Origin of the sequence: Bacillus paramycoides (genome assembly GCF_038971285.1) — a bacterium.
GTDB lineage: Bacteria > Bacillota > Bacilli > Bacillales > Bacillaceae_G > Bacillus_A.
In genome coordinates, this window is sequence record NZ_CP152427.1 from 32,501 (window position 1) to 54,375 (window position 21,875).

Here is a 21,875-nt window from a genome sequence, read left to right on the forward strand (position 1 = left end):
GCGACTGTTTAGCAAAAACACAGCTCTCTGCGAAGCCGTAAGGCGAAGTATAGGGGGTGACACCTGCCCGGTGCTGGAAGGTTAAGGAGAGGGGTTAGCGTAAGCGAAGCTCTGAACTGAAGCCCCAGTAAACGGCGGCCGTAACTATAACGGTCCTAAGGTAGCGAAATTCCTTGTCGGGTAAGTTCCGACCCGCACGAAAGGTGTAACGATTTGGGCACTGTCTCAACCAGAGACTCGGTGAAATTATAGTACCTGTGAAGATGCAGGTTACCCGCGACAGGACGGAAAGACCCCGTGGAGCTTTACTGTAGCCTGATATTGAATTTTGGTACAGTTTGTACAGGATAGGCGGGAGCCTTTGAAACCGGAGCGCTAGCTTCGGTGGAGGCGCTGGTGGGATACCGCCCTGACTGTATTGAAATTCTAACCTACGGGTCTTATCGACCCGGGAGACAGTGTCAGGTGGGCAGTTTGACTGGGGCGGTCGCCTCCTAAAGTGTAACGGAGGCGCCCAAAGGTTCCCTCAGAATGGTTGGAAATCATTCGTAGAGTGCAAAGGCATAAGGGAGCTTGACTGCGAGACCTACAAGTCGAGCAGGGACGAAAGTCGGGCTTAGTGATCCGGTGGTTCCGCATGGAAGGGCCATCGCTCAACGGATAAAAGCTACCCCGGGGATAACAGGCTTATCTCCCCCAAGAGTCCACATCGACGGGGAGGTTTGGCACCTCGATGTCGGCTCATCGCATCCTGGGGCTGTAGTCGGTCCCAAGGGTTGGGCTGTTCGCCCATTAAAGCGGTACGCGAGCTGGGTTCAGAACGTCGTGAGACAGTTCGGTCCCTATCCGTCGTGGGCGTAGGAAATTTGAGAGGAGCTGTCCTTAGTACGAGAGGACCGGGATGGACGCACCGCTGGTGTACCAGTTGTTCTGCCAAGGGCATAGCTGGGTAGCTATGTGCGGAAGGGATAAGTGCTGAAAGCATCTAAGCATGAAGCCCCCCTCAAGATGAGATTTCCCATAGCGTAAGCTAGTAAGATCCCTGAAAGATGATCAGGTTGATAGGTTCGAGGTGGAAGCATGGTGACATGTGGAGCTGACGAATACTAATAGATCGAGGACTTAACCATATAATATGTAGCAAATGTTATCTAGTTTTGAAGGAATATGCCTTCATAGTTTGGTGATGATGGCAGAGAGGTCACACCCGTTCCCATACCGAACACGGAAGTTAAGCTCTCTAGCGCCGATGGTAGTTGGGACCTTGTCCCTGTGAGAGTAGGACGTCGCCAAGCAACTAAAAACACAAGTCTTTTGACTTGTGTTTTTTTGTGTTTTCAAACAGTACGTAAAAAGAAGTCATGATAATACAAACACGTTGCCCACGAATGAATCATATTATATAAGAAATCGATGTATATTTTTCAGGAAATTGTTAAGGAATAGAAGTATGAAATATGTTCATTTGAATAGGGAGGAAAGGATATGAAATCACAAAACGAAGTTTGTATTGTTTGTGAGACAGAAAGAAAAGAAGGAATATATGTTTATAATAATTTAATATGTTATGAATGTGAAAAAGACATGGTGAATACGGAGACAAATGATCCGAAGTATATATATTATTTAAAACAACTTCGGAAATTAGAAGTATCATATTTTTAAATAGGCATATGCCTATTATTTTTTTTGTTCTGTATAATAGAGAAAGAATGAAATAATAAGGAAGAGATATAGATGAATCAAAATCGCATACCTTTATATGAGGCATTAATAGAGTTTAAAGAAAGAGGGCCATTATCCTTTCATGTTCCAGGTCATAAAAATGGTTTAAACTTCCCTCAGGAGGCAGTAGAGGAGTTTAAAGATATACTATCTATCGATGTAACTGAGTTATCAGGGTTAGATGATTTACATAGTCCGTTTGAATGTATAGATGAGGCACAACAATTATTAGCTGATGTATATGAAGTGGAAAAAAGTTATTTTTTAATTAATGGTTCAACAGTCGGGAACTTAGCAATGATTTTGTCTTGCTGTGGGGAACATGATATTGTTCTTGTACAAAGAAATTGTCATAAATCAATTATTAATGGTTTAAAATTAGCAGGAGCAAATCCGATTTTTTTAGATCCGTGGATTGATGAAGCTTATAACGTACCCGTGGGAATTCATAATGAAGTTATTAAGGAAGCAATTGAAAAATATCCAAATGCGAAAGCACTTATTTTAACACATCCTAATTATTATGGTATGGGGATGGATTTAGAGGAAAGCATTGCTTATGCACATGCACATAAAATCCCTGTTTTAGTAGATGAAGCACATGGGGCTCATTTTTGTTTAGGCGGGGCATTTCCAAGGTCAGCTTTAGCATATGGTGCAGATATTGTAGTTCATTCCGCACATAAAACATTACCTGCGATGACGATGGGATCCTATTTACATATAAATAGCAGCTTAGTGAAAGAAGAAAAAGTTTCTACTTATTTAAGTATGCTACAGTCTAGTAGTCCATCGTATCCAATTATGGCTTCTCTTGATATTGCACGCTTTACAATAGCGCGTATAAAAGAAAAGGGACATGATGAAATTGTCGAGTTTTTACGGGGATTTAAAGCAGAATTGTCTTCTATGCCACAAATAGCTATTTTACAATATCCATTACAAGACGAGTTAAAGGTTACCGTACAGACACGTTGTCAGTTATCGGGATACGAATTACAGTCTGTATTAGAAAAGGTCGGTATATATACGGAAATGGCAGATCCATATAATGTCTTATTTATTTTGCCCTTGCAAGTAAATAAGAAATATATGAAGGCTATAGAGATGATCCGAGTGGCATTGCAATCTTATGAGGTGAAAGACAAGAAGGAATCTATTCGTTATACTTATAAAGGAGAAATTTCTCCCTTACCGTATACATATAAACAACTGGAAGGGTATGAAACAAAAGTAGTATCTGTAGGAGAAGCAGTTGGGATGATAGCGGCGGAAATGGTAATTCCGTATCCACCTGGAATTCCATTGATTATGTATGGAGAAAAAATTACTTCAGAACATAAAGAGCAAATTATGTATTTAGAGAAAGCAGGCGCTCGTTTTCAAGGCAGCACGAAATATATGAAAGTGTATGATATAGAAAGTAGGTTTTAGAATGACGGGATTATTTGTAACAATTGAAGGTCCAGAAGGCTCGGGTAAAACAACGTTAATTCAAAGTTTATTACCATACTTTGAACAAAAAGAACAAAAGGTAATGGCGACAAGAGAACCAGGTGGTATTGCAATTTCTGAGGATATTAGAACGATTTTACATAAACAAGAGTATACGATGATGGAAGCACGTACAGAGGCGCTTCTGTATGCCGCTGCACGTAGACAGCATTTAGTAGAAAAAGTTATGCCGGCGCTTAACGAGGATTATCTTGTATTATGTGATCGCTTTATAGATAGCTCTTTAGCGTATCAAGGATATGCAAGAGGATTAGGTATGGATAAAGTATTTGAAATAAATCGTTTTGCAACAGAGGACTGTATGCCTAGTTTAACAATTTACTTAGATATTGAGCCAGAGGTTGGCTTAGCTCGAATCGCAAAAGATGCAGGACGTGAAGTGAATCGATTAGACATGGAAGATATCTTTTTCCATAAACGTGTGCGTGAAGGCTATTTACAAGTTGTAGAACGTTTCTCGGATCGTATTGTATTGGTAAATGCTGATCAGCCAATGGAAAAACTTATAGAAGAAGTTATTCAGGTTATAGAAGATAAATTGTTATAATAGAAGGAAAGAATGAAATAAGTGAGGTATGCATTATGACGAAGACGTGGGAGCAGCTTTCTGCTATACAACCCATCGGTGTAAAAATGTTGATGAATAGCATTGCAAAAGAGCGTATATCCCACGCTTATTTGTTAGAGGGAGGGAAAGGGACAGGAAAGTTTGCGACAGCAATTCAAATGGCAAAGAGTTTCCTCTGTTCTCAGCGGAATGGGGTAGAGCCTTGTCATGTATGTACAAATTGTAAGCGAATTGATTCAGGTAACCACCCAAACTTACATATTGTAAAACCAGACGGATTATCTATTAAGAAGCAGCAAATTCATGATTTACAAGAAGAGTTTTCAAAAACAGGATTAGAGGCAAATAAAAAAGTATATGTTATTGAGCACGCAGACCGTATGACAGCAAATGCGGCGAATACACTCTTGAAATTTTTAGAAGAACCAAGTAGTGATACAACAGCTATTTTACTTACTGAACAAAGTCATCAAATTTTAAATACGATTTTATCTCGCTGTCAAGTTGTTACATTTAGACCTTTACCTACGGAATCTTTAATTAGAAGATTACAGGATGAAGGTGTTACGGCATCTTTATCGACACTTGCTGCACAACTCACAAATAGTTTTGATGAAGCTTTAGCTTTATGTAGTGATGAATGGTTTGCACAAGCACGAGCTTTAGTGATAAAATTATGTGAAGCGCTCGAAAAAGATAAAGTCTCTATTTTTTTTGTACAAGAAAAATGGGGAAAACACTTTGGAGAGAAAGAACAATTACAGCAAGGTTTAGATATGTTACTCCTTATTTATAAGGATTTATTATATGTTCAACTTGGAGAAGAAGATCGTCTTGTTTTTCATGAGCAGAAAGAGATGTTTGAATCTTTCTCCTACGCTCAGAAGCGCATTGTATCAGCTCTCTTTAATATATTAGAGGCAAAAAATAGAATCAACGCTAATGTAAATGCGCAGCTTGTGTTCGAACAGTTAGTGTTGCGGTTGCAGGAGGGATGACCGTTTTGTATGATGTAGTAGGTGTTCGCTTTAAGAAGGCCGGAAAGGTGTATTACTTTGATCCAAATCAGTTCGATATCTCTGAAAATGAGTTTGTAATTGTAGAAACGATAAGAGGTATTGAATACGGGAAAGTAGTTATTACCAAAAAGCAAGTTGATGAAAACGACGTTGTATTACCGCTAAAAAAGGTTATTCGTATTGCAAATGAAAACGATCGTACCATTGTTGAAGAGAACAAACATGCTGCAAAAGAAGCATATCAAGTTTGTCAGCAAAAGGTAGTAGAACATAATCTTGATATGAAACTTGTAGATGTAGAGTATACGTTCGATCGCAATAAGATTATTTTCTACTTTACTGCGGATGGTCGGATTGATTTCCGCGAACTAGTGAAGGACTTAGCAGCAATTTTTAGGACAAGAATTGAACTAAGACAAATTGGTGTTCGTGATGAAGCGAAGATGCTTGGTGGTATTGGTCCATGTGGTCGTATGCTTTGTTGTTCTACTTTTTTAGGGGATTTTGAACCTGTATCTATTAAGATGGCAAAGGATCAAAATTTATCATTAAATCCTGCAAAAATCTCTGGTTTATGTGGTCGCTTAATGTGTTGCTTAAAATATGAGAACGATGAATATGAGGCAGCAAAGGAACAACTTCCTGATTTAGATCAACGTATACAAACCCCGCATGGTACTGGCCGTGTTATCGGATTAAATATTTTAGAAAGATTAATTCAAGTGGAACTAGTAGACAAGGAACGGATAGTAGAATATACGTTAGATGAGTTAGTGAATAAAGGGGTCGTTTCGAGTCAAACCACAGATTAATGAGGTGGGTGCTTGTGGAGAAAAAAGATATTTTTGCATCGGTTTCTAGTATGGAAGAGCAAATTGGACATTTATACAAACAGTTGGGAGAATTAAAACAACATCTTGCAGAGTTGTTGGAAGAAAACCAACATATAAAAATGGAAAATGAAAATTTGCGACACCGCTTTGAAGAAGTGCAGATTAAAGAAAAACAAAAAACTCAAAAACGTAAAGAAGTGAAGCCGAAAACAGATATTGGTGAAGGCTACGATAATCTAGCAAGACTATATCAAGAAGGTTTTCATATTTGTAATCTGCATTATGGAAGTGTACGTAAAGAGGGAGATTGTTTATTCTGCCTGTCATTTTTAAATAAAAAGTGAAATTACCTTTCCAATGATAATTGGAAAGGTAATTTTTTATACATGAGAGTAGAATGAAATATGTTTTTTATCCCGCTTTAATGGGCAGTAAGACCCCCACCTCAAAATTCAGCGAAAGCAAAGAACTTAGGTGGGGAATCAACTGCCCATAAAAGTCCGATTGGTTCAACTAATAATCAGTGGGGGATGAAGAAAACCCCCACTGATTAAAGTTTCACTTTATTAGTTGAAGATGAAATAGGGTAGGTTAAGTGTAAGAAAAGGAGTAACATATGAATTTATATGAAGATGAACGTTTAGATTATTTATTAGCACAAGATTTGAAGATTATACAAAGCCCATCAGTATTTAATTTCTCGTTAGATGCTGTTTTACTTGCAGACTTTGCTTGGGTGCCAATTCAAAAAGGTAATTTACTTGATTTGTGTACAGGTAATGCAGTTGTGCCCCTTCTATTAAGTACAAGAACAAAAGGGAATATTACTGGTGTAGAAATTCAAGAACGCTTATATGATATGGGAATTAGAAGTGTCCAATACAATAAGTTGGAAGAAAGAATTCACTTAATAAACGGGGATTTGAAAGATATGCCGGAGAAACTTGGACGTCATCAATATGATGTTGTCACATGTAATCCGCCTTATTTCCAAACACCTGCAACTTCTGAAAAAAATATGAATGAACATTTAGCAATAGCTCGTCATGAAATTATGTGTACACTAGAGGATGTTGTATCTGCAAGTAGTCAGCTAGTAAAGCAAGGCGGGAAGGTAGCATTTGTACATCGTCCAGGTCGTTTACTAGACATTGTTACATTAATGCGTAAATACAAAATTGAACCAAAGCGTGTACGATTTGTTTATCCTAAGGCAGGAAAAGAAGCGAATACATTGTTAATTGAAGGAATTAAGGACGGAAACGCAGATTTAAAAATATTGCCACCTCTTTTTGTATATGAAGAAAATAATGAATATACAAAGGAGATTCGTTCAATTTTATATGGAGAAGAATAAGCATTGTTTTTATGTAGTAGAGTGCTCTGATGGAAGTTATTATGCTGGATATACAAATCATATAGAGAAGCGGATTGAGACCCATAATAGTGGAAAAGGGGCTAGGTATACGCGTGCTAGACTTCCTGTTGCTTTAAAATACGTAGAATTTCATGAAGATAAGCGTACAGCTATGCAAGCAGAGTACTATTTTAAGCAATTAAATAGAAAACAAAAAGAAGAATATATGCAAAAAGGAGAACCTTATGTGGCAACAAAAAAGCTTTCAACAAAATGAAAAGGGCGTTTTATATTTAGTACCAACCCCTATTGGGAATTTAGAAGATATGACATTTCGTGCAATCCGAATTTTAAAAGAAGCTGATTTAATTGCTGCTGAAGATACGAGACAAACGAAAAAACTTTGTAATTACTTTGAAATTGAAACGCCTGTTATGAGTTACCATGAGCATAATAAGGAAGTAAGTGGGAAGAAAATATTAAATAAGTTAGACGAAGGAAAGACAGTAGCACTTGTTAGTGATGCTGGTATGCCGTGTATTTCTGATCCAGGCTACGATATTGTTGTAGAGGCTGTAGCGGAACAGTATCATGTTATCCCGCTTCCTGGGGCGAATGCAGCCCTTACAGCATTAATTGCATCAGGCCTTGAAACAAAACAGTTTTATTTCTATGGATTTTTACAAAGAAATAAAAAAGAAAGAAAAATGGAGTTAGAGAAGCTTCGCTATATACAAACTACAATGATGTTTTATGAAGCACCTCACCGCCTGGATGATACTTTAATCTCGATGCAAGAAGTGTTGGGAAATAGAGAAATTGTATTATGCCGAGAGTTAACGAAAAAATTCGAGGAATTTATTCGTGGAACAGTCGAAGAAGCAATTGAGTGGACGAAACAAAATGAAGTTCGTGGTGAGTTTTGTATTTTAGTAGCTGGTTCAACGGAAGAACCTGCTCCAGAAGAACAATGGTGGGAATCTATTTCGGTATATGACCATATTGAACATTATATAAACGAAAAAGGTATGAATTCAAAAGAGGCGATAAAAACAGTTGCTAAAGATCGAGATTTGTCGAAACGCGATGTATATCAAATCTATCATGTCGATAAAAAATAAGCTTCTCATAATTGAGAAGCTTATTTTGCTGTTTCGATATAATCTTGAAGCTCGTTTAAGATTTGCTCAGCGCCTTCTTTGCTTAAGATAATTTTACCTTCAGCTAAAGATAGGTTACCATCAGATACTTCACCAGTTACTTGGCAAGTCATGTTTGGCTTATATTTTTTTAAGATGATTTTCTCGTCATCAACATAGATTTCAAGAGCATCCTTTTCTGCAATACCTAAAGTACGGCGTAATTCGATTGGAATTACTACACGACCTAATTCATCAACTTTACGAACGATACCAGTAGATTTCATAATTCTTTTCCTCCTAAAGAAATAGTTTATAAGTTTCGAGTCTATTTTTAGATTCGTCATTTTTCGACAAAATACCCTATGGACATATGATACCAATCATTTACATTTCCGTCAATTCTTAAATTCTATATTTTTTAAAAAGATTTATAGATTTCTTACTTCTTATATATAATAGAATGTGAGTAATTTCTACTATTATTTCACTTTATTTTCAGAAAAATTTATAAATTGTAAGTGACGACTGTATATTTTCTTGAAATATGAGTAATAGATGATAAATATACAAAATATGAACTCGTTTTTATCCTGCATAAACGAGCAGTAAGATTCTAAATTTAAAATTCGGTTGGGGCAAAGAAGTTAAGTGGGAGTCGGATTGCTCGTAAAAGTCCGATTGGTGCGGGTTATAATCCGCGGGAATGAACAAGACCCTCACAGATTAAAGTTTCACTTTATATATAAGTTTTTGATATACTATTTATAAATACATATGAGGTTATCCGGGAGGTCCAAAACAATGACAAAGGAAAACAAATCCTTTTATATTACTACCCCAATTTATTATCCAAGTGGAAAATTACACATTGGACATGCTTATACAACAGTAGCAGGGGATGCGATGGCACGATATAAGCGTATGCAAGGATATAATGTTCATTATTTAACAGGAACTGATGAGCATGGACAGAAGATCCAAAAGAAAGCAGAAGAATTAAATGTTACACCACAAGCATATGTGGATAACATTGTTGCAGGAATTAAAGAACTTTGGAAGAAGATGGATATCTCTTATGATGATTTTATTCGTACAACGGAAGATCGTCATAAAGATGTTGTTGAAAAAATCTTCAAACAACTAGTAGATCAAGGCGATATTTACCTTGATGAATACGAAGGTTGGTATTCTGTACAAGATGAGACATTCTATACGGAGCATCAATTAGTAGATCCAATTATGGAAGGCGACAAAGTAGTTGGAGGAAAAAGTCCAGATAGTGGTCATGATGTAGAGCTTGTTCGTGAAGAATCTTATTTCTTTAGAATGGGTAAATACGTAGACAGACTATTAAAATTCTATGAAGATAATCCACATTTCATTCAGCCGGAGTCTCGTAAGAATGAAATGATTAATAACTTCATTAAACCAGGCTTAGAAGATTTAGCAGTTTCTCGTACTTCATTTGACTGGGGAGTTCGTGTTCCAGGTAACCCGAAACACGTTATTTACGTATGGGTTGACGCGTTATCTAACTACATTACAGCATTAGGTTATGGAACAGAAAATGAAGAGATGTATAAGAAATTATGGCCGGCAGATGTGCATTTAGTTGGAAAAGAGATTGTTCGTTTCCATACAATTTATTGGCCAATCATTTTAATGGCATTAGATTTACCTCTTCCGAAAAAAGTATTTGCTCATGGTTGGATTTTAATGAAGGATGGAAAGATGAGTAAGTCAAAAGGTAACGTAGTAGATCCAGTTACATTAATCGATCGTTACGGATTAGATGCATTACGTTATTACTTACTTCGTGAAGTTCCGTTCGGATCTGATGGCGTATTCACACCAGAAGGATTTGTGGAGCGTATTAATTTCGATTTAGCAAATGACTTAGGTAACTTATTAAATCGTACAGTAGCTATGATTGATAAATACTTTAACGGAGAAATCCCTGCATTTAAAGTAAATGTAACGGAATTTGATGAAACGTTAGTAGCGTTTGCGCAGGATACATTGAAAAAAGTAGAAGAAGCAATGGAGAATATGGAATTCTCTGTAGCTCTAAGCTCAATTTGGCAATTGGTTAGCCGTACGAATAAATATATTGATGAAACACAACCATGGGTATTAGCAAAAGATGAGAATGACCGTGAAAAGTTAGCTTCTGTAATGGCCCACTTAGCAGAAGTACTTCGTCAAACAGGTATTATGCTTATGCCGTTCTTAACAGTAGCTCCAAGCAAGATGTTTGCTCAGCTTGGCCTTACTGAAGAAGCACATACATCTTGGGAAAGCCTGTCTACAATTGGCTGCATTCCAGCTGGAACAAAAGTAGAAAAAGGAAACCCGATTTTCCCTCGTTTAGAAATGGAAGTAGAGGTAGAGTACATTAAAGAACAAATGAAAGCCTCTGCTCCTAAAGTAGAAGAGAAAAAAGAAGAAGAACCGAAGGCAGAAGAAATTACAATTGATGATTTCTTTAAAGTAGAATTACGCGTAGCTGAAGTACTATCTGCTGAACCTGTGAAAAAAGCAGACAAGTTGTTAAAAATCCAACTAGACTTAGGTACAGAAAAGCGTCAAGTTGTTTCTGGGATTGCAAAATTCTATTCACCAGAAGACCTAAAAGGTAAAAAGGTTATTTGTGTAACAAACTTAAAACCTGTAAAATTACGCGGTGAATTATCACAAGGTATGATTTTAGCAGGTGAAGAGAATGGCGTATTGTCATTAGCATCAATTGACCAAAATCTACCAAATGGTACAAAAATCAAGTAATTAAGACAAGAAAAGAGATGTTTCACGTGTAACATGTGTGAAGCGTCTTTTTTCTTTTTACACTCTCAATTTTTGCATTAAGATTGTAGTATTGTTATCGTTAAGTTATGAAAGAGCTTATTTTTGTAGAATAAACTTGATTTCCATATAAAAGGAGTTATGTATTATGTTGTTTGATACACATTCACATTTAAATGCAGAGCAATTTGAAGAAGATTTGCAAGAAGTTATTGCCCGAATGAAAGAAGCGGGAGTTACTTATACAGTTGTTGTTGGTTTTGACGAAGTAACGATAAAAAAGGCAATTGAATTAGCGGAAGCTTATGATTTTATTTATACTGCGGTTGGATGGCATCCAGTTGATGCAATCGACATGACAGAAGAACATTTAGCTTGGTTAGAAGAACTTGCTTCGCACCCTAAAGTCGTTGCGCTTGGAGAAATGGGCTTAGATTATCACTGGGATAAGTCTCCAAAAGAAATTCAGAAAGACGTATTCCGTAAACAAATTGCATTAGCCAAAAAAGTAAAATTGCCGATTATTATACATAACCGTGATGCAACTCAAGATATTGTTGATATTCTAGAAGAAGAGAATGCAGCTGAAGTAGGTGGCATTATGCATTGCTTTAGCGGCAGTGTAGAAGTAGCGGAGCGATGTGTTAATATGAACTTTTTAATTTCGTTAGGCGGACCAGTTACATTTAAAAATGCTAAGAAGCCGAAAGAAGTTGCTGCGGAGATTCCATTAGATAAATTGTTAATAGAGACGGATTGTCCGTATTTAACACCGCATCCATTTCGAGGGAAACGAAATGAACCAAGTTATGTAAAACTCGTAGCAGAAGAAATTGCGAACTTAAAAGGAATTTCTTATGAGGAAGTAGCAGAAATGACAACGAAAAATGCAAAAGCTTTATTTGGTGTTGAATAAAAAGGAGTGGGAGAACCCATTCTTTTTTTATTTTTATAAAAAAGTAGCGGGAGTGACAGAGAAAATACGGGCGAATGAAGAAGTGTTACAATAAAGAGAGAGAACAAAGTTTGGGACATTCTATTTTTAAAAATGTAAGAATGGGGAAAATAATAATGGAAAAGTCGTCATTTTTTTGTTTTACTAAGTAGAGACGAAACGAGTGTGGAGGCAAGCATGAAAATTAAAGAGATTATCGTTGTAGAAGGTAAAGATGATACAGTCGCAATTAAGCGTGCTGTTGATGCGGATACAATTGAAACGAACGGTTCAGCAATCGGTGATCATGTTATTGAGCAAGTTAAATTAGCGCTGCAAAAAAGAGGCGTTATTATTTTTACAGATCCGGATTATCCTGGAGAGCGTATTCGAAAAATTATTTCTGATAAGGTGCCTGGATGTAAACATGCTTTTTTACCGAAGGAAGAAGCACTGGCTAAAAGGAAAAAAGGTGTGGGAATTGAACATGCTTCTAATGAATCAATTCGCCGTGCTTTAGAGAATATACATGAAGAAATGGAAGCTTACACAAGTGAAATTAGTTGGAGCGATCTAGTCGATGCAGGTTTAGTGGGCGGAGAAATGGCAAAGAGTCGCAGAGAAAGAATGGGTAAGCTATTAAAGATTGGTTATACGAACGCAAAACAGTTACATAAACGTTTACAAATGTTTCAGGTTTCAAAAGAATCATTTGCAGAAGCTTATAAGCAAGTCATACAGGAGGAAAGAAAATGAAGGATATCGCAACGCCAAATCGTACGAAAGACATTGTTGAAAAGTATGGATTTTCATTCAAAAAAAGTTTAGGGCAAAATTTTTTAATTGATACGAATGTATTAAATCGTATCGTTGATCACGCTGAAATTGGTCCAGAAAGTGGTGCAATTGAAATTGGACCAGGTATTGGTGCATTAACAGAACAATTAGCGAAGCGTGCTAAAAAAGTGGTGGCTTTTGAAATCGACCAAAGATTATTACCGATTTTAGATGAGACGTTAGCTCCATATGGTAACGTTACAGTTATCAATAAAGATGTACTAAAGGCAGATGTACATGAGGTGTTTAGTGAGCAATTTGAAGAAGGACAAGATGTAATGGTAGTAGCTAATTTACCATACTATATTACAACGCCAATTTTATTTAAATTGCTAGAAGAGAAATTACCGGTTCGTGGATTTGTTGTTATGATGCAAAAAGAAGTTGGGGATCGTTTAGCTGCTAAACCTGGAACGAAAGAGTATGGTTCTTTATCAATTGCTATTCAATATTATACAGAGGTAGAAACAGTTATGACTGTACCGCGTACAGTGTTTGTACCACAACCAAATGTTGATTCTGCAATTATCCGCCTCCTAAAGCGTCCGAAACCAGTTGTAGAAGTAACGGATGAGACGTTCTTCTTTGAAGTAGTACGAGCAAGTTTTGCACAGCGTCGTAAAACTTTAATGAATAATTTATCCAATAATTTAAATGGTTTCCCGAAAGATAAAGATTTGTTGGATCGAATTTTAACAGAGGTAGGAATTGATCCAAAACGAAGAGGCGAGACGCTATCTATCGAGGAGTTTGCAATATTAAGTAATGCATTAGTTCTTCATAAATTATCATAAGAATATAAAAGGGACAGTTCAACTTGAACTGTCCCTTTTGTCACCTTTCCTCTCCTACATTCATACTTTAAAAACAGGTAAGATGGCCTAACGAGTTTGGAGGTAGGAGAATGGCTTTACATGTTGGAGAATTAGTGGAACGATATTCTCATAATAGGGATATTCTTTTTCGTATTATAGAAATAAAAGGCGAGATAGCTATATTATTTGGAGAGGAAATTAGATTGGTGGCAGATGCGCCACTTGAAGATTTAATTAGTATAGATCAACGAGAGCATAAAAAGAGAGCGAAGCGTGAGAAAGAAACAATGGAGCGCACGTATCGTTTGTTTCAACAAGATTATGTATTAATGAAACAAAGGCATGAACACACTTCAACTGGTGGATATACAAGTGAAGTGAATTATTTTCAAATGCCAGGACGTGTACTGCATATAGATGGAGACCCATTATATTTGCGCAAGTGTCTAGACTTATATAATAAAATTGGTGTTCCTGTACAAGGTATTCATTGTAAAGAAACAGAGATGCATGAAAAGGTGGTAGATTTAATAGACCATTTTCGTCCAGACATTTTAGTAATCACAGGGCACGATGCATATACAAAAGCAAAAGGAGTAAAGGGAGATTTAGCAGCATATAGGCATTCAAGGCATTTTGTACAGGCTGTTCGAGAGGTGCGAAAAAAATATCCATCATTGGATCAACTCGTTATTTTTGCTGGGGCATGTCAATCACACTTTGAAGCATTAATTCGAGCAGGCGCTAATTTTGCTAGTTCCCCATCTAGAATTAATATTCACGCACTAGATCCTGTATATGTGGTTGGTAAAATTAGTTTTACGTCATTTATGGAGAGAGTCAATGTATGGGATGTTGTACGTAATACGATTACTGGCGAAAAGGGACTTGGTGGGATTGAGACAAGGGGGATTTTACGAACTGGATTACCCTTTCAACATTATGAAGAATAAGCAAGGTACATATGTATCTTGCTTTTTTGTATAGAAAGGATTTAAATCAGCTTGGATAAAAAGAGACAAGAACGCACAGACTACATAATGATACTTTTACAATATAGTATTTCTTCTATCTATTCGAACGCATAATGCTTTTATAATGATATTGTCTGTGAGTTGCGGTTAATAATTGGGATAGATATATCGTGTTTTAAGTATTCAATCTAAATTACAGCGAGGTGTAACAAAGTATATGTCAAAACGTTTAGATGAAATTAAAAGCGAATTAGATCACCATCTTGGACAGAGACTGATGTTAAAGGCAAACAGTGGGAGAAGAAAAACTGTAGAACAATCAGGTGTACTTGCAGAAACGTACCGTTCTGTTTTTGTTGTACAACTGGATCAACAAGAAGATGCATTGCAACGTGTATCGTATAGCTATGCGGATGTTTTAACAGAGACAGTAGAGTTAACATTTTATGGTGAACCTCATAATGAAGCGATTTTATAATCCATGTATCGTTACATATATTCCCACAAATGAAAAGCTATATTATTTTGCATACTAATTTTACCGTAGCAAAATAAGGAGGGACTCTGCATTGAGTAGACGAAGAGGTGTCATGTCAAATCAATTTAAAGAAGAGCTTGCAAAAGAGCTAGGCTTTTATGATGTTGTTCAAAAAGAGGGATGGGGCGGAATTCGTGCGAAAGATGCTGGTAATATGGTGAAACGTGCTATAGAAATTGCAGAACAGCAATTAATGAAACAAAACCAGTAGTTGTAAGATACTTTCTATGCTACGGTAGCCGAGGAGTGATTCCTCGGCTTTTTGTACTATAAAAGGTGCCATCATTTTACATAAGTAGTTTCATTCTGAATGCTTTTCGTTATAATTAGGGAAGTGTCATCGTCTTACTATAAATTTATGGTAAAATAAACGATAAAAGATTGAGTACATAGAGTGGGTGAATAGATTGAAGCTACTAGTGAAAGCACCAGCAAAGATTAATCTGTCGTTAGATGTACTGGGAAAAAGACAAGACGGATATCATGAAGTGAAAATGATTATGACAACAATTGATTTAGCGGATCGTTTAGAACTAATGGAATTAGCAGAAGACCGTATTGAAATTTTATCCCATAATCGGTATGTCCCAGACGACCAAAGAAATTTAGCTTATCAAGCAGCGAGATTATTAAAAGAGAAGTTTAATGTGAAAAAAGGCGTATCTATTACTATTGAAAAAACGATTCCAGTAGCAGCTGGATTAGCAGGTGGAAGTAGTGATGCAGCAGCGACATTACGTGGCCTTAATAAATTATGGAATTTAGGGCTTACAATTGATCAATTAGCAGAGCTTGGCGCAGAAATTGGATCAGATGTATCGTTTTGCGTGTATGGTGGGACAGCAATTGCCACTGGAAGAGGAGAGCAAATTGAGCATATAAAAACTCCACCTTCTTGCTGGGTTATTTTAGCAAAACCTCATATTGGTGTATCTACTGCTGATGTGTATGGGAATTTAAAGTTAAATCGAGTTACACATCCGAATGTAGATAAAATGGTTGATGTCATAAATGCTGGGGACTACAAAGGGATTTGTGATACTGTTGGTAACGTTTTAGAAGATGTAACGTTTGCGATGCATCCTGAAGTTGCACGTATTAAGGCACAGATGAAGCGATTTGGGGCGGATGCCGTATTAATGAGTGGAAGTGGTCCAACTGTATTCGGTCTTGTGCACCATGACTCGCGAATGCATCGTATATATAACGGATTAAAAGGATTTTGTGAACAAGTATACGCAGTACGTTTATTAGGAGAGCGAGAAACGCTTGAATAAAGACGTATAATACGTTATGATTTGTTTAGAATATTCGTGATTTGAGGTGAGAGTATGAAAATTAGACGAAGTACAAGATTAGTCGATATGACTTATTACTTGTTACAAAACCCTCGTCAGCTAGTTTCTCTCACTTTTTTTGCTGAAAGGTATCAATCAGCTAAGTCTTCTATTAGTGAAGATTTAGTTATTATTAAGCAAACGTTTGAACAACAAGGGGTCGGCACATTGCAAACGATACCAGGAGCAGCAGGAGGAGTGAAATATATACCATATATAAGTGAGGAAGAGGCAGATCTAATTATTGGTGAGCTGTGTAGCTTATTTGAAAATCCAGATCGTATTTTGCCTGGTGGTTACTTATATATGACAGATCTTTTAAGTAATCCTCGTCATATTAATGGCGCAGGTCGTTTGTTTGCTTCTGTTTTTGCTAGGCAACCAATTGATGCAGTTATGACGGTGGCAACAAAGGGGATTCCACTTGCTTATGCAGTGGCGAACTACTTAGATGTACCGGTAGTAATTGCAAGGAAAGATAATAAGGTGACAGAAGGCCCAACTGTTAGTATTAACTATGTATCAGGTTCTTCTAAGCGCATTCAAACAATGACGTTAGCAAAGCGTAGCCTTCCAGAAGGATCAAATGTTTTAATTATTGATGACTTCATGAAAGCTGGCGGAACCATTCAAGGTATGATGAGTATGTTAGAAGAATTTAAGGCCAATGTTGTTGGTATTGGTGTATTAGTAGAGTCTACTGATATTGAAGAAAGACTAATTAACAACTTTGTATCATTAATTCGCTTATCAGAAGTTGATGTGAAAGAAAAAGCGATTCAAGTGGAAAAAGGAAATTATTCATTGGCACCATTTGATGAGGGGCTTGTAGAGGCTGAGTAAAAAGATAAAGCAAATAGCTTTATCTTTTTTTTATTCTATTTATAAATTATAAAATAGATGGACAAACTGCTTTTCGTGCACTATTTTTAAAGAGTAAAAATAAATAATAAAAGGGTGAAAAATATGAAAGTTGTTCAAACAAACAATGCACCACAAGCGATTGGACCATATTCACAAGGGATTATTGTAAATAATATGTTTTACAGTTCAGGACAAATTCCGTTAACTGCAAGTGGAGAGCTTGTAGCGGGAGACGTGACAGTACAAACAGAGCAAGTATTTCAAAATTTACAAGCAGTATTAGAAGAAGCAGGTGCTTCATTTGATACAGTAGTAAAAACAACAGTATTCTTAAAAGATATGGATGATTTTAATGCTGTTAATGAAGTATACGGCTCTTATTTCTCTGCTCATAAGCCAGCTCGTTCTTGTGTACAAGTAGCAAAATTACCGAAAGATGTTTCAGTTGAAATTGAGGTAATCGCCCTAGTTAAGTAGTCCTTTGTAAGCGATAACCTCCACTAATCTCTATATTCAATTACATTAAAAATTTTTATCTTAAAAATTTTTAAAAAATTAAAGGGAAATTAGAAATTTTGTGGAATTTATACAAATATATCGCTTATTTAGAAAAGGGTGGTGAACACAAGATGGAAGTGACTGACGTAAGATTACGCCGCGTAAACACAGAAGGCCGCATGAGAGCAATTGCCTCTATTACTCTAGACCATGAATTTGTTGTTCATGATATTCGTGTAATTGATGGTAATAATGGATTATTTGTAGCAATGCCAAGTAAACGTACTCCAGATGGAGAGTTCCGTGACATTGCACATCCAATTAATTCTGGTACACGCTCTAAAATTCAAGATGCGGTTTTAACAGAGTATCATCGTTTAGGCGAGTTAGAAGAGGTTGAGTTTGAAGAAGCGGGTGCTTCGTAAAATTCGAATGAAAAGGGCTTTTTAGAGAAAGTCCTATAATTTTGCAACAAACTCCTGTAAGCATTTACAGGGGTTTGTTTTTTTGTGTTTATACATATATTTTTGTTTAGAAAATTCTAAATTAAATAAAAGAAAGAGGGATACTTCTAATTTTTTCAAAATCATTTTAAATAGTATAGCTTATTTCTTAAAAAAGATACTAAAGAGTAAAACATCTTATAAGAATTATGGTAAAATTTAATAGTTAAAATGTGTTTCTTGAAATATATGATGATTTAGGATAATATCTTTAATGGATAAATAGGTTGCGATGGAGGGTCTATATGTCAAACAGATTTGCAGTGATTCTAGCTGCAGGTAAAGGCACACGTATGAAGTCTAAGCTATACAAAGTGCTTCATCCTGTATGTGGAAAACCTATGGTACAACATGTTGTCGATCAAGTATCTCAATTAGGATTGCAGAAACTTGTAACAGTCGTAGGACATGGTGCTGAAATGGTACAAGAACAGCTAGGAAACGTAAGTGAGTTTGCATTACAAGCAGAACAACTTGGTACAGCGCATGCTGTAGATCAAGCTGCAAGTGTACTTGCAAATGAAGAAGGAACAACTTTAGTTATTTGTGGTGATACACCGCTAATAACTGCTGAAACGATGGAAGCATTACTTCAGCAACATAAAGAAGCAGGGGCAATGGCAACGGTGCTAACAGCGTACATAGAAGAACCTGCTGGATATGGTCGTATCGTTCGTAATGAGAACGGTCATGTTGAAAAGATTGTTGAGCATAAGGATGCAAATGAGAAAGAATTAGCTATTAAAGAAATCAATACAGGTACGTATTGTTTTGATAATAAAGCTTTATTCGCTTCACTTTCTAAAGTTTCAAATGATAACGTACAAGGTGAATATTACCTGCCAGATGTTATTGAGATTTTAAAAAATGAAGGTCATATTGTATCGGCTTATCAAACAGAGCACTTCGATGAAACGTTAGGTGTTAACGACAGAGTCGCTCTATCGCAAGCGGAAATTATTATGAAAAACCGTATCAACCGAAAGAATATGGTAAATGGTGTTACAATTATCGATCCAAGTAACACATATATTTCTGCTGATGCAATTATCGGTAGTGATACAGTTCTTCATCCAGGAACAATTATTGAGGGGAACACTGTAATTGGTTCTGATTGTGAAATTGGACCGCATACAGTAATTCGCGATAGTGAAATTGGAGATCGTACGACAATTCGTCAATCTACTGTACATGATAGTAAACTTGGTACAGAAGTATCGGTTGGTCCATTTGCACATATTCGCCCAGATTCAGTTATTGGAGATGAAGTACGCGTTGGAAACTTCGTGGAAATCAAAAAAACTGTCTTTGGTAATAGAAGTAAAGCTTCACACTTAAGTTATATCGGGGATGCACAAGTTGGAGAAGACGTGAATCTTGGTTGTGGTTCAATTACGGTGAACTATGACGGTAAGAATAAATTCAAAACTGTGATTGGTAACGGGGTATTTATTGGATGTAATTCAAACCTTGTTGCTCCTGTAACAGTTGAAGATGGTGCTTATGTGGCAGCAGGCTCTACAATTACAGAGAATGTTCCATCAAAAGCATTATCTGTAGCACGTGCACGTCAAGTTAACAAAGAAGACTATGTTGATCAATTGCTGAATAAGAAAAAATCATAATGTGGAGGGTTAATCTAGATGTCGACTCAATATCTAAATTCTAATTTGAAAGTATTCTCTTTAAACTCTAATAAGGAACTTGCGGAGCAAATTGCAAAGCACATTGGAGTAGGGCTAGGAAAATGTTCTGTTGATCGTTTTAGTGATGGAGAAGTTCAAATTAACATTGAAGAAAGTATCCGTGGTTGCGATGTATTCATTATTCAATCTACAAGCTTCCCAGTAAACGAACATATCATGGAATTACTTATTATGATCGATGCATTAAAGCGTGCATCTGCAAAAACAATTAATATTGTTATTCCTTACTATGGTTATGCGCGTCAAGACCGTAAAGCGCGTTCTCGTGAACCAATTACATCGAAACTTGTAGCAAACTTGCTTGAAACAGCAGGTGCAACTCGTGTAATCACTCTAGATTTACATGCTCCACAAATTCAAGGGTTCTTTGATATCCCAATCGACCACCTAATGGGTGTACCGATTCTTTCAGATTACTTTGAAACAAAAGGTCTTAAAGATATCGTAATCGTGTCACCTGATCACGGTGGAGTAACTCGTGCTAGAAAAATGGCAGATCGCCTAAAAGCGCCAATCGCTATTATTGATAAGCGTCGTCCTCGTCCAAATGTATCAGAGGTAATGAACATTATCGGTAATATTGAAGGTAAAACGGCAATTTTAATTGATGACATCATTGATACAGCTGGTACAATTACATTAGCAGCAAACGCTCTTGTTGAGAACGGTGCTTCTGAAGTATATGCTTGCTGTACACACCCAGTATTATCTGGTCCAGCAATTGAGCGTATCCAAAACTCAAATATTAAAGAGTTAGTTGTAACGAACTCTATCGTATTACCAGAAGAGAAGAAAATCGACAAAGTACATGAACTTTCAGTTGCTCCACTAATTGGAGAAGCAATCATTCGTGTATACGAAGAAGAATCTGTAAGTGTATTATTCAATTAATTGGATAGAATGAGACGTAACCAAGATTGGTTACGTCTTTTCGTATCGAAAAAAGAAAGTAGTGGTACAAGAATGAAATTGATAGTAGGACTTGGGAACCCGGGTAGAGAATATGAATTAACAAGGCATAATATTGGGTTTATGGCAATTGATGAACTTGCAAAGCGTTGGAATATTTCTTTAAACGAACAAAAATTTAAAGGAGTATTTGGTGCAGGATTTGTTAATGGAGAAAAAGTAATCTTATTAAAGCCACTTACATATATGAATTTATCTGGGGAAAGCATTCGTCCGCTTATGGATTATTACAAAATTGATGTAGAGGACTTCGTTGTTCTGTATGATGATTTAGACATCCCTGTAGGTAAATTACGCCTTCGTATGAAAGGTAGTGCTGGTGGACATAATGGTGTGAAATCAACAATTTCACATTTAGGAACACAAGAGTTTCAGCGTATCCGCATGGGAATTGATCGTCCGAAAAACGGAATGAAGGTAGTAGATTACGTATTAGGACGTTTTACATCAGAAGAAATTCCTGATGTTAATCATTCTATTGAAAAAGCGGCGGATGCATGTGAAGAATGGTTAAATAAACCTTTTCTTCAAATCATGAATACTTTCAATAGTTAAGGGTATGATTGAGAATATTTTATTTTATTTTTACCCATACTAGCAGTAATTGGATTTTATAGGAGGCTAGTATGGAAGGGTATTATTATTGCAGACATTGCGGGAGTGATGTAGGCTCCGTTACCGCAGAAAAAGTATATAGCGACGTTTTATTTCAACTAACAGAGCAAGAAGTAGTAGAGATGATTCATTTTCATGAGAATGGAAATATATATATACAAACGATTTGTGAATTGTGTCAAGAAACGCTCGCATCTTATCCTGAGTATTATGAATATGAAAAATTTCTGCAATAAAATGTTGTCGCTTTGGCATGTCCAAAGCATTTTTCTGTTTTCTTTTTCCGAAATATTTGCATAAAATACAGCGGCTTGCTCTTTATGT

25 protein-coding genes and 2 rRNA genes (1 of these 27 cut by a window edge) are annotated in these 21,875 nt (G+C 36.5%); 26 read left to right on the top strand and 1 reads right to left on the bottom strand.

Annotated elements, in window-relative coordinates; translation table 11 throughout:
* From AAG068_RS00165 to rsmI, 11 genes are all read left to right on the top strand, one after another.
* Window positions 1-1,130, top strand: a 23S ribosomal RNA gene (locus AAG068_RS00165); it begins 1,792 nt to the left of the window's first position.
* Window positions 1,131-1,179: 49 nt separating this feature from the next.
* Window positions 1,180-1,295, top strand: a 5S ribosomal RNA gene (gene rrf, locus AAG068_RS00170).
* Window positions 1,296-1,485: 190 nt separating this feature from the next.
* Window positions 1,486-1,665, top strand: coding sequence for a sigma factor G inhibitor Gin (locus tag AAG068_RS00175; protein ID WP_000842028.1), 180 nt, complete (start codon window positions 1,486-1,488; stop codon window positions 1,663-1,665).
* A 72-nt stretch (window positions 1,666-1,737) separates the two neighbouring features.
* On the top strand, window positions 1,738-3,159 hold the full coding sequence (locus tag AAG068_RS00180; protein ID WP_342716582.1) for an aminotransferase class I/II-fold pyridoxal phosphate-dependent enzyme: 1,422 nt from the start codon (window positions 1,738-1,740) through the stop codon (window positions 3,157-3,159).
* A 1-nt stretch (window position 3,160) separates the two neighbouring features.
* Entirely contained in the window at window positions 3,161-3,787 is a 627-nt protein-coding gene (gene tmk / locus AAG068_RS00185; protein WP_342716583.1) for a dTMP kinase, read from the top strand.
* 35 nt (window positions 3,788-3,822) lie between these two features.
* Window positions 3,823-4,806 (top strand): DNA polymerase III subunit delta', encoded by a 984-nt coding sequence (gene holB / locus AAG068_RS00190; protein ID WP_342716584.1) that lies wholly within the window; start codon window positions 3,823-3,825, stop codon window positions 4,804-4,806.
* Between the two features lie 5 nt (window positions 4,807-4,811).
* Window positions 4,812-5,639: a PSP1 domain-containing protein gene (locus tag AAG068_RS00195; protein ID WP_325856258.1), complete on the top strand. Its 828-nt coding sequence runs from the start codon at window positions 4,812-4,814 to the stop codon at window positions 5,637-5,639.
* Between the two features lie 14 nt (window positions 5,640-5,653).
* Entirely contained in the window at window positions 5,654-6,004 is a 351-nt protein-coding gene (yabA, locus tag AAG068_RS00200; RefSeq protein WP_000412056.1) for a DNA replication initiation control protein YabA, read from the top strand.
* A gap of 272 nt (window positions 6,005-6,276) precedes the next feature.
* Window positions 6,277-7,017, top strand: coding sequence for a tRNA1(Val) (adenine(37)-N6)-methyltransferase (locus AAG068_RS00205; protein ID WP_342716585.1), 741 nt, complete (start codon window positions 6,277-6,279; stop codon window positions 7,015-7,017).
* On the top strand, window positions 7,004-7,294 hold the full coding sequence (locus AAG068_RS00210) for a GIY-YIG nuclease family protein (RefSeq protein WP_306188895.1): 291 nt from the start codon (window positions 7,004-7,006) through the stop codon (window positions 7,292-7,294). The genes AAG068_RS00205 and AAG068_RS00210 overlap by 14 nt, the downstream gene beginning before the upstream one ends.
* A complete protein-coding gene (gene rsmI, locus AAG068_RS00215) occupies window positions 7,263-8,138 on the top strand; it encodes a 16S rRNA (cytidine(1402)-2'-O)-methyltransferase (protein WP_342716586.1) in 876 nt (291 codons plus the stop codon). Before AAG068_RS00210 ends, rsmI begins: the two co-directional genes overlap by 32 nt.
* 20 nt (window positions 8,139-8,158) lie before the next feature.
* On the opposite strand, the gene AAG068_RS00220 is transcribed toward rsmI, so the two are convergent.
* The gene (locus AAG068_RS00220) at window positions 8,159-8,443 is read right to left on the bottom strand and encodes an AbrB/MazE/SpoVT family DNA-binding domain-containing protein (protein WP_000843036.1); all 285 of its coding nucleotides are present in this window, start codon (window positions 8,441-8,443) and stop codon (window positions 8,159-8,161) included.
* A gap of 517 nt (window positions 8,444-8,960) precedes the next feature.
* On the opposite strand from AAG068_RS00220, the gene metG reads away from it, so the two are divergent.
* The 15 genes from metG (at window position 8,961) to AAG068_RS00295 (ending at window position 21,787) form a co-directional block, all read left to right on the top strand.
* Window positions 8,961-10,943 carry a methionine--tRNA ligase gene (gene metG, locus AAG068_RS00225; protein ID WP_342716589.1) on the top strand — a complete coding sequence of 661 codons (1,983 nt, stop codon included), beginning with the start codon at window positions 8,961-8,963 and terminating at the stop codon, window positions 10,941-10,943.
* A gap of 166 nt (window positions 10,944-11,109) precedes the next feature.
* The gene (locus tag AAG068_RS00230; RefSeq protein ID WP_342716590.1) at window positions 11,110-11,877 is read left to right on the top strand and encodes a TatD family hydrolase; all 768 of its coding nucleotides are present in this window, start codon (window positions 11,110-11,112) and stop codon (window positions 11,875-11,877) included.
* A 216-nt stretch (window positions 11,878-12,093) separates the two neighbouring features.
* Complete coding sequence (gene rnmV, locus AAG068_RS00235) at window positions 12,094-12,651, top strand: ribonuclease M5 (protein ID WP_000692830.1); 558 nt, start codon at window positions 12,094-12,096, stop codon at window positions 12,649-12,651.
* Complete coding sequence (gene rsmA / locus AAG068_RS00240) at window positions 12,648-13,526, top strand: 16S rRNA (adenine(1518)-N(6)/adenine(1519)-N(6))-dimethyltransferase RsmA (protein ID WP_342716591.1); 879 nt, start codon at window positions 12,648-12,650, stop codon at window positions 13,524-13,526. Before rnmV ends, rsmA begins: the two co-directional genes overlap by 4 nt.
* Window positions 13,527-13,636: 110 nt before the next feature.
* Entirely contained in the window at window positions 13,637-14,500 is an 864-nt protein-coding gene (yabG, locus tag AAG068_RS00245) for a sporulation peptidase YabG (protein WP_048526387.1), read from the top strand.
* Window positions 14,501-14,738: 238 nt separating this feature from the next.
* A complete protein-coding gene (gene veg / locus AAG068_RS00250; RefSeq protein WP_098668012.1) occupies window positions 14,739-14,999 on the top strand; it encodes a biofilm formation stimulator Veg in 261 nt (86 codons plus the stop codon).
* A 91-nt stretch (window positions 15,000-15,090) separates the two neighbouring features.
* Window positions 15,091-15,270: an acid-soluble spore protein SspF gene (sspF, locus tag AAG068_RS00255; RefSeq protein WP_001985066.1), complete on the top strand. Its 180-nt coding sequence runs from the start codon at window positions 15,091-15,093 to the stop codon at window positions 15,268-15,270.
* A 196-nt stretch (window positions 15,271-15,466) separates the two neighbouring features.
* The gene (gene ispE, locus AAG068_RS00260; RefSeq protein WP_000772099.1) at window positions 15,467-16,336 is read left to right on the top strand and encodes a 4-(cytidine 5'-diphospho)-2-C-methyl-D-erythritol kinase; all 870 of its coding nucleotides are present in this window, start codon (window positions 15,467-15,469) and stop codon (window positions 16,334-16,336) included.
* A gap of 54 nt (window positions 16,337-16,390) precedes the next feature.
* Window positions 16,391-17,239, top strand: coding sequence for a pur operon repressor (purR, locus tag AAG068_RS00265; RefSeq protein ID WP_000702473.1), 849 nt, complete (start codon window positions 16,391-16,393; stop codon window positions 17,237-17,239).
* A gap of 123 nt (window positions 17,240-17,362) precedes the next feature.
* The gene (locus AAG068_RS00270) at window positions 17,363-17,737 is read left to right on the top strand and encodes a RidA family protein (protein WP_000869808.1); all 375 of its coding nucleotides are present in this window, start codon (window positions 17,363-17,365) and stop codon (window positions 17,735-17,737) included.
* Window positions 17,738-17,889: 152 nt separating this feature from the next.
* Complete coding sequence (gene spoVG / locus AAG068_RS00275; RefSeq protein WP_000454041.1) at window positions 17,890-18,183, top strand: septation regulator SpoVG; 294 nt, start codon at window positions 17,890-17,892, stop codon at window positions 18,181-18,183.
* Between the two features lie 323 nt (window positions 18,184-18,506).
* Entirely contained in the window at window positions 18,507-19,886 is a 1,380-nt protein-coding gene (gene glmU, locus AAG068_RS00280) for a bifunctional UDP-N-acetylglucosamine diphosphorylase/glucosamine-1-phosphate N-acetyltransferase GlmU (RefSeq protein ID WP_000071036.1), read from the top strand.
* Between the two features lie 18 nt (window positions 19,887-19,904).
* Complete coding sequence (locus tag AAG068_RS00285) at window positions 19,905-20,858, top strand: ribose-phosphate diphosphokinase (protein WP_000107420.1); 954 nt, start codon at window positions 19,905-19,907, stop codon at window positions 20,856-20,858.
* Between the two features lie 72 nt (window positions 20,859-20,930).
* Window positions 20,931-21,491 (top strand): aminoacyl-tRNA hydrolase, encoded by a 561-nt coding sequence (gene pth / locus AAG068_RS00290; protein ID WP_001979768.1) that lies wholly within the window; start codon window positions 20,931-20,933, stop codon window positions 21,489-21,491.
* Window positions 21,492-21,562: 71 nt separating this feature from the next.
* A complete protein-coding gene (locus tag AAG068_RS00295) occupies window positions 21,563-21,787 on the top strand; it encodes an anti-sigma-F factor Fin (protein ID WP_342716593.1) in 225 nt (74 codons plus the stop codon).
* Window positions 21,788-21,875 lie beyond the last annotated feature (88 nt).

Excerpts from the sequence above, each read along its gene's own strand:
- AAG068_RS00295 (WP_342716593.1), top strand. The coding sequence starts at position 21,563 with ATGGAAGGGTATTATTATTGCAGACATTGCGGGAGTGATGTAGGCTCC.
- purR (WP_000702473.1), top strand. The coding sequence starts at position 16,391 with ATGAAAATTAGACGAAGTACAAGATTAGTCGATATGACTTATTACTTG.
- holB (WP_342716584.1), top strand. The coding sequence starts at position 3,823 with ATGACGAAGACGTGGGAGCAGCTTTCTGCTATACAACCCATCGGTGTA.
- spoVG (WP_000454041.1), top strand. The coding sequence starts at position 17,890 with ATGGAAGTGACTGACGTAAGATTACGCCGCGTAAACACAGAAGGCCGC.
- AAG068_RS00175 (WP_000842028.1), top strand. The coding sequence starts at position 1,486 with ATGAAATCACAAAACGAAGTTTGTATTGTTTGTGAGACAGAAAGAAAA.
- AAG068_RS00230 (WP_342716590.1), top strand. The coding sequence starts at position 11,110 with ATGTTGTTTGATACACATTCACATTTAAATGCAGAGCAATTTGAAGAA.
- AAG068_RS00180 (WP_342716582.1), top strand. The coding sequence starts at position 1,738 with ATGAATCAAAATCGCATACCTTTATATGAGGCATTAATAGAGTTTAAA.
- glmU (WP_000071036.1), top strand. The coding sequence starts at position 18,507 with ATGTCAAACAGATTTGCAGTGATTCTAGCTGCAGGTAAAGGCACACGT.
- rsmA (WP_342716591.1), top strand. The coding sequence starts at position 12,648 with ATGAAGGATATCGCAACGCCAAATCGTACGAAAGACATTGTTGAAAAG.
- metG (WP_342716589.1), top strand. The coding sequence starts at position 8,961 with ATGACAAAGGAAAACAAATCCTTTTATATTACTACCCCAATTTATTAT.
- tmk (WP_342716583.1), top strand. The coding sequence starts at position 3,161 with ATGACGGGATTATTTGTAACAATTGAAGGTCCAGAAGGCTCGGGTAAA.
- rsmI (WP_342716586.1), top strand. The coding sequence starts at position 7,263 with ATGTGGCAACAAAAAAGCTTTCAACAAAATGAAAAGGGCGTTTTATAT.
- AAG068_RS00220 (WP_000843036.1), bottom strand. The coding sequence starts at position 8,443 with ATGAAATCTACTGGTATCGTTCGTAAAGTTGATGAATTAGGTCGTGTA.
- yabG (WP_048526387.1), top strand. The coding sequence starts at position 13,637 with ATGGCTTTACATGTTGGAGAATTAGTGGAACGATATTCTCATAATAGG.
- rnmV (WP_000692830.1), top strand. The coding sequence starts at position 12,094 with ATGAAAATTAAAGAGATTATCGTTGTAGAAGGTAAAGATGATACAGTC.
- pth (WP_001979768.1), top strand. The coding sequence starts at position 20,931 with ATGAAATTGATAGTAGGACTTGGGAACCCGGGTAGAGAATATGAATTA.
- AAG068_RS00285 (WP_000107420.1), top strand. The coding sequence starts at position 19,905 with ATGTCGACTCAATATCTAAATTCTAATTTGAAAGTATTCTCTTTAAAC.
- AAG068_RS00210 (WP_306188895.1), top strand. The coding sequence starts at position 7,004 with ATGGAGAAGAATAAGCATTGTTTTTATGTAGTAGAGTGCTCTGATGGA.
- AAG068_RS00270 (WP_000869808.1), top strand. The coding sequence starts at position 17,363 with ATGAAAGTTGTTCAAACAAACAATGCACCACAAGCGATTGGACCATAT.
- AAG068_RS00205 (WP_342716585.1), top strand. The coding sequence starts at position 6,277 with ATGAATTTATATGAAGATGAACGTTTAGATTATTTATTAGCACAAGAT.
- veg (WP_098668012.1), top strand. The coding sequence starts at position 14,739 with ATGTCAAAACGTTTAGATGAAATTAAAAGCGAATTAGATCACCATCTT.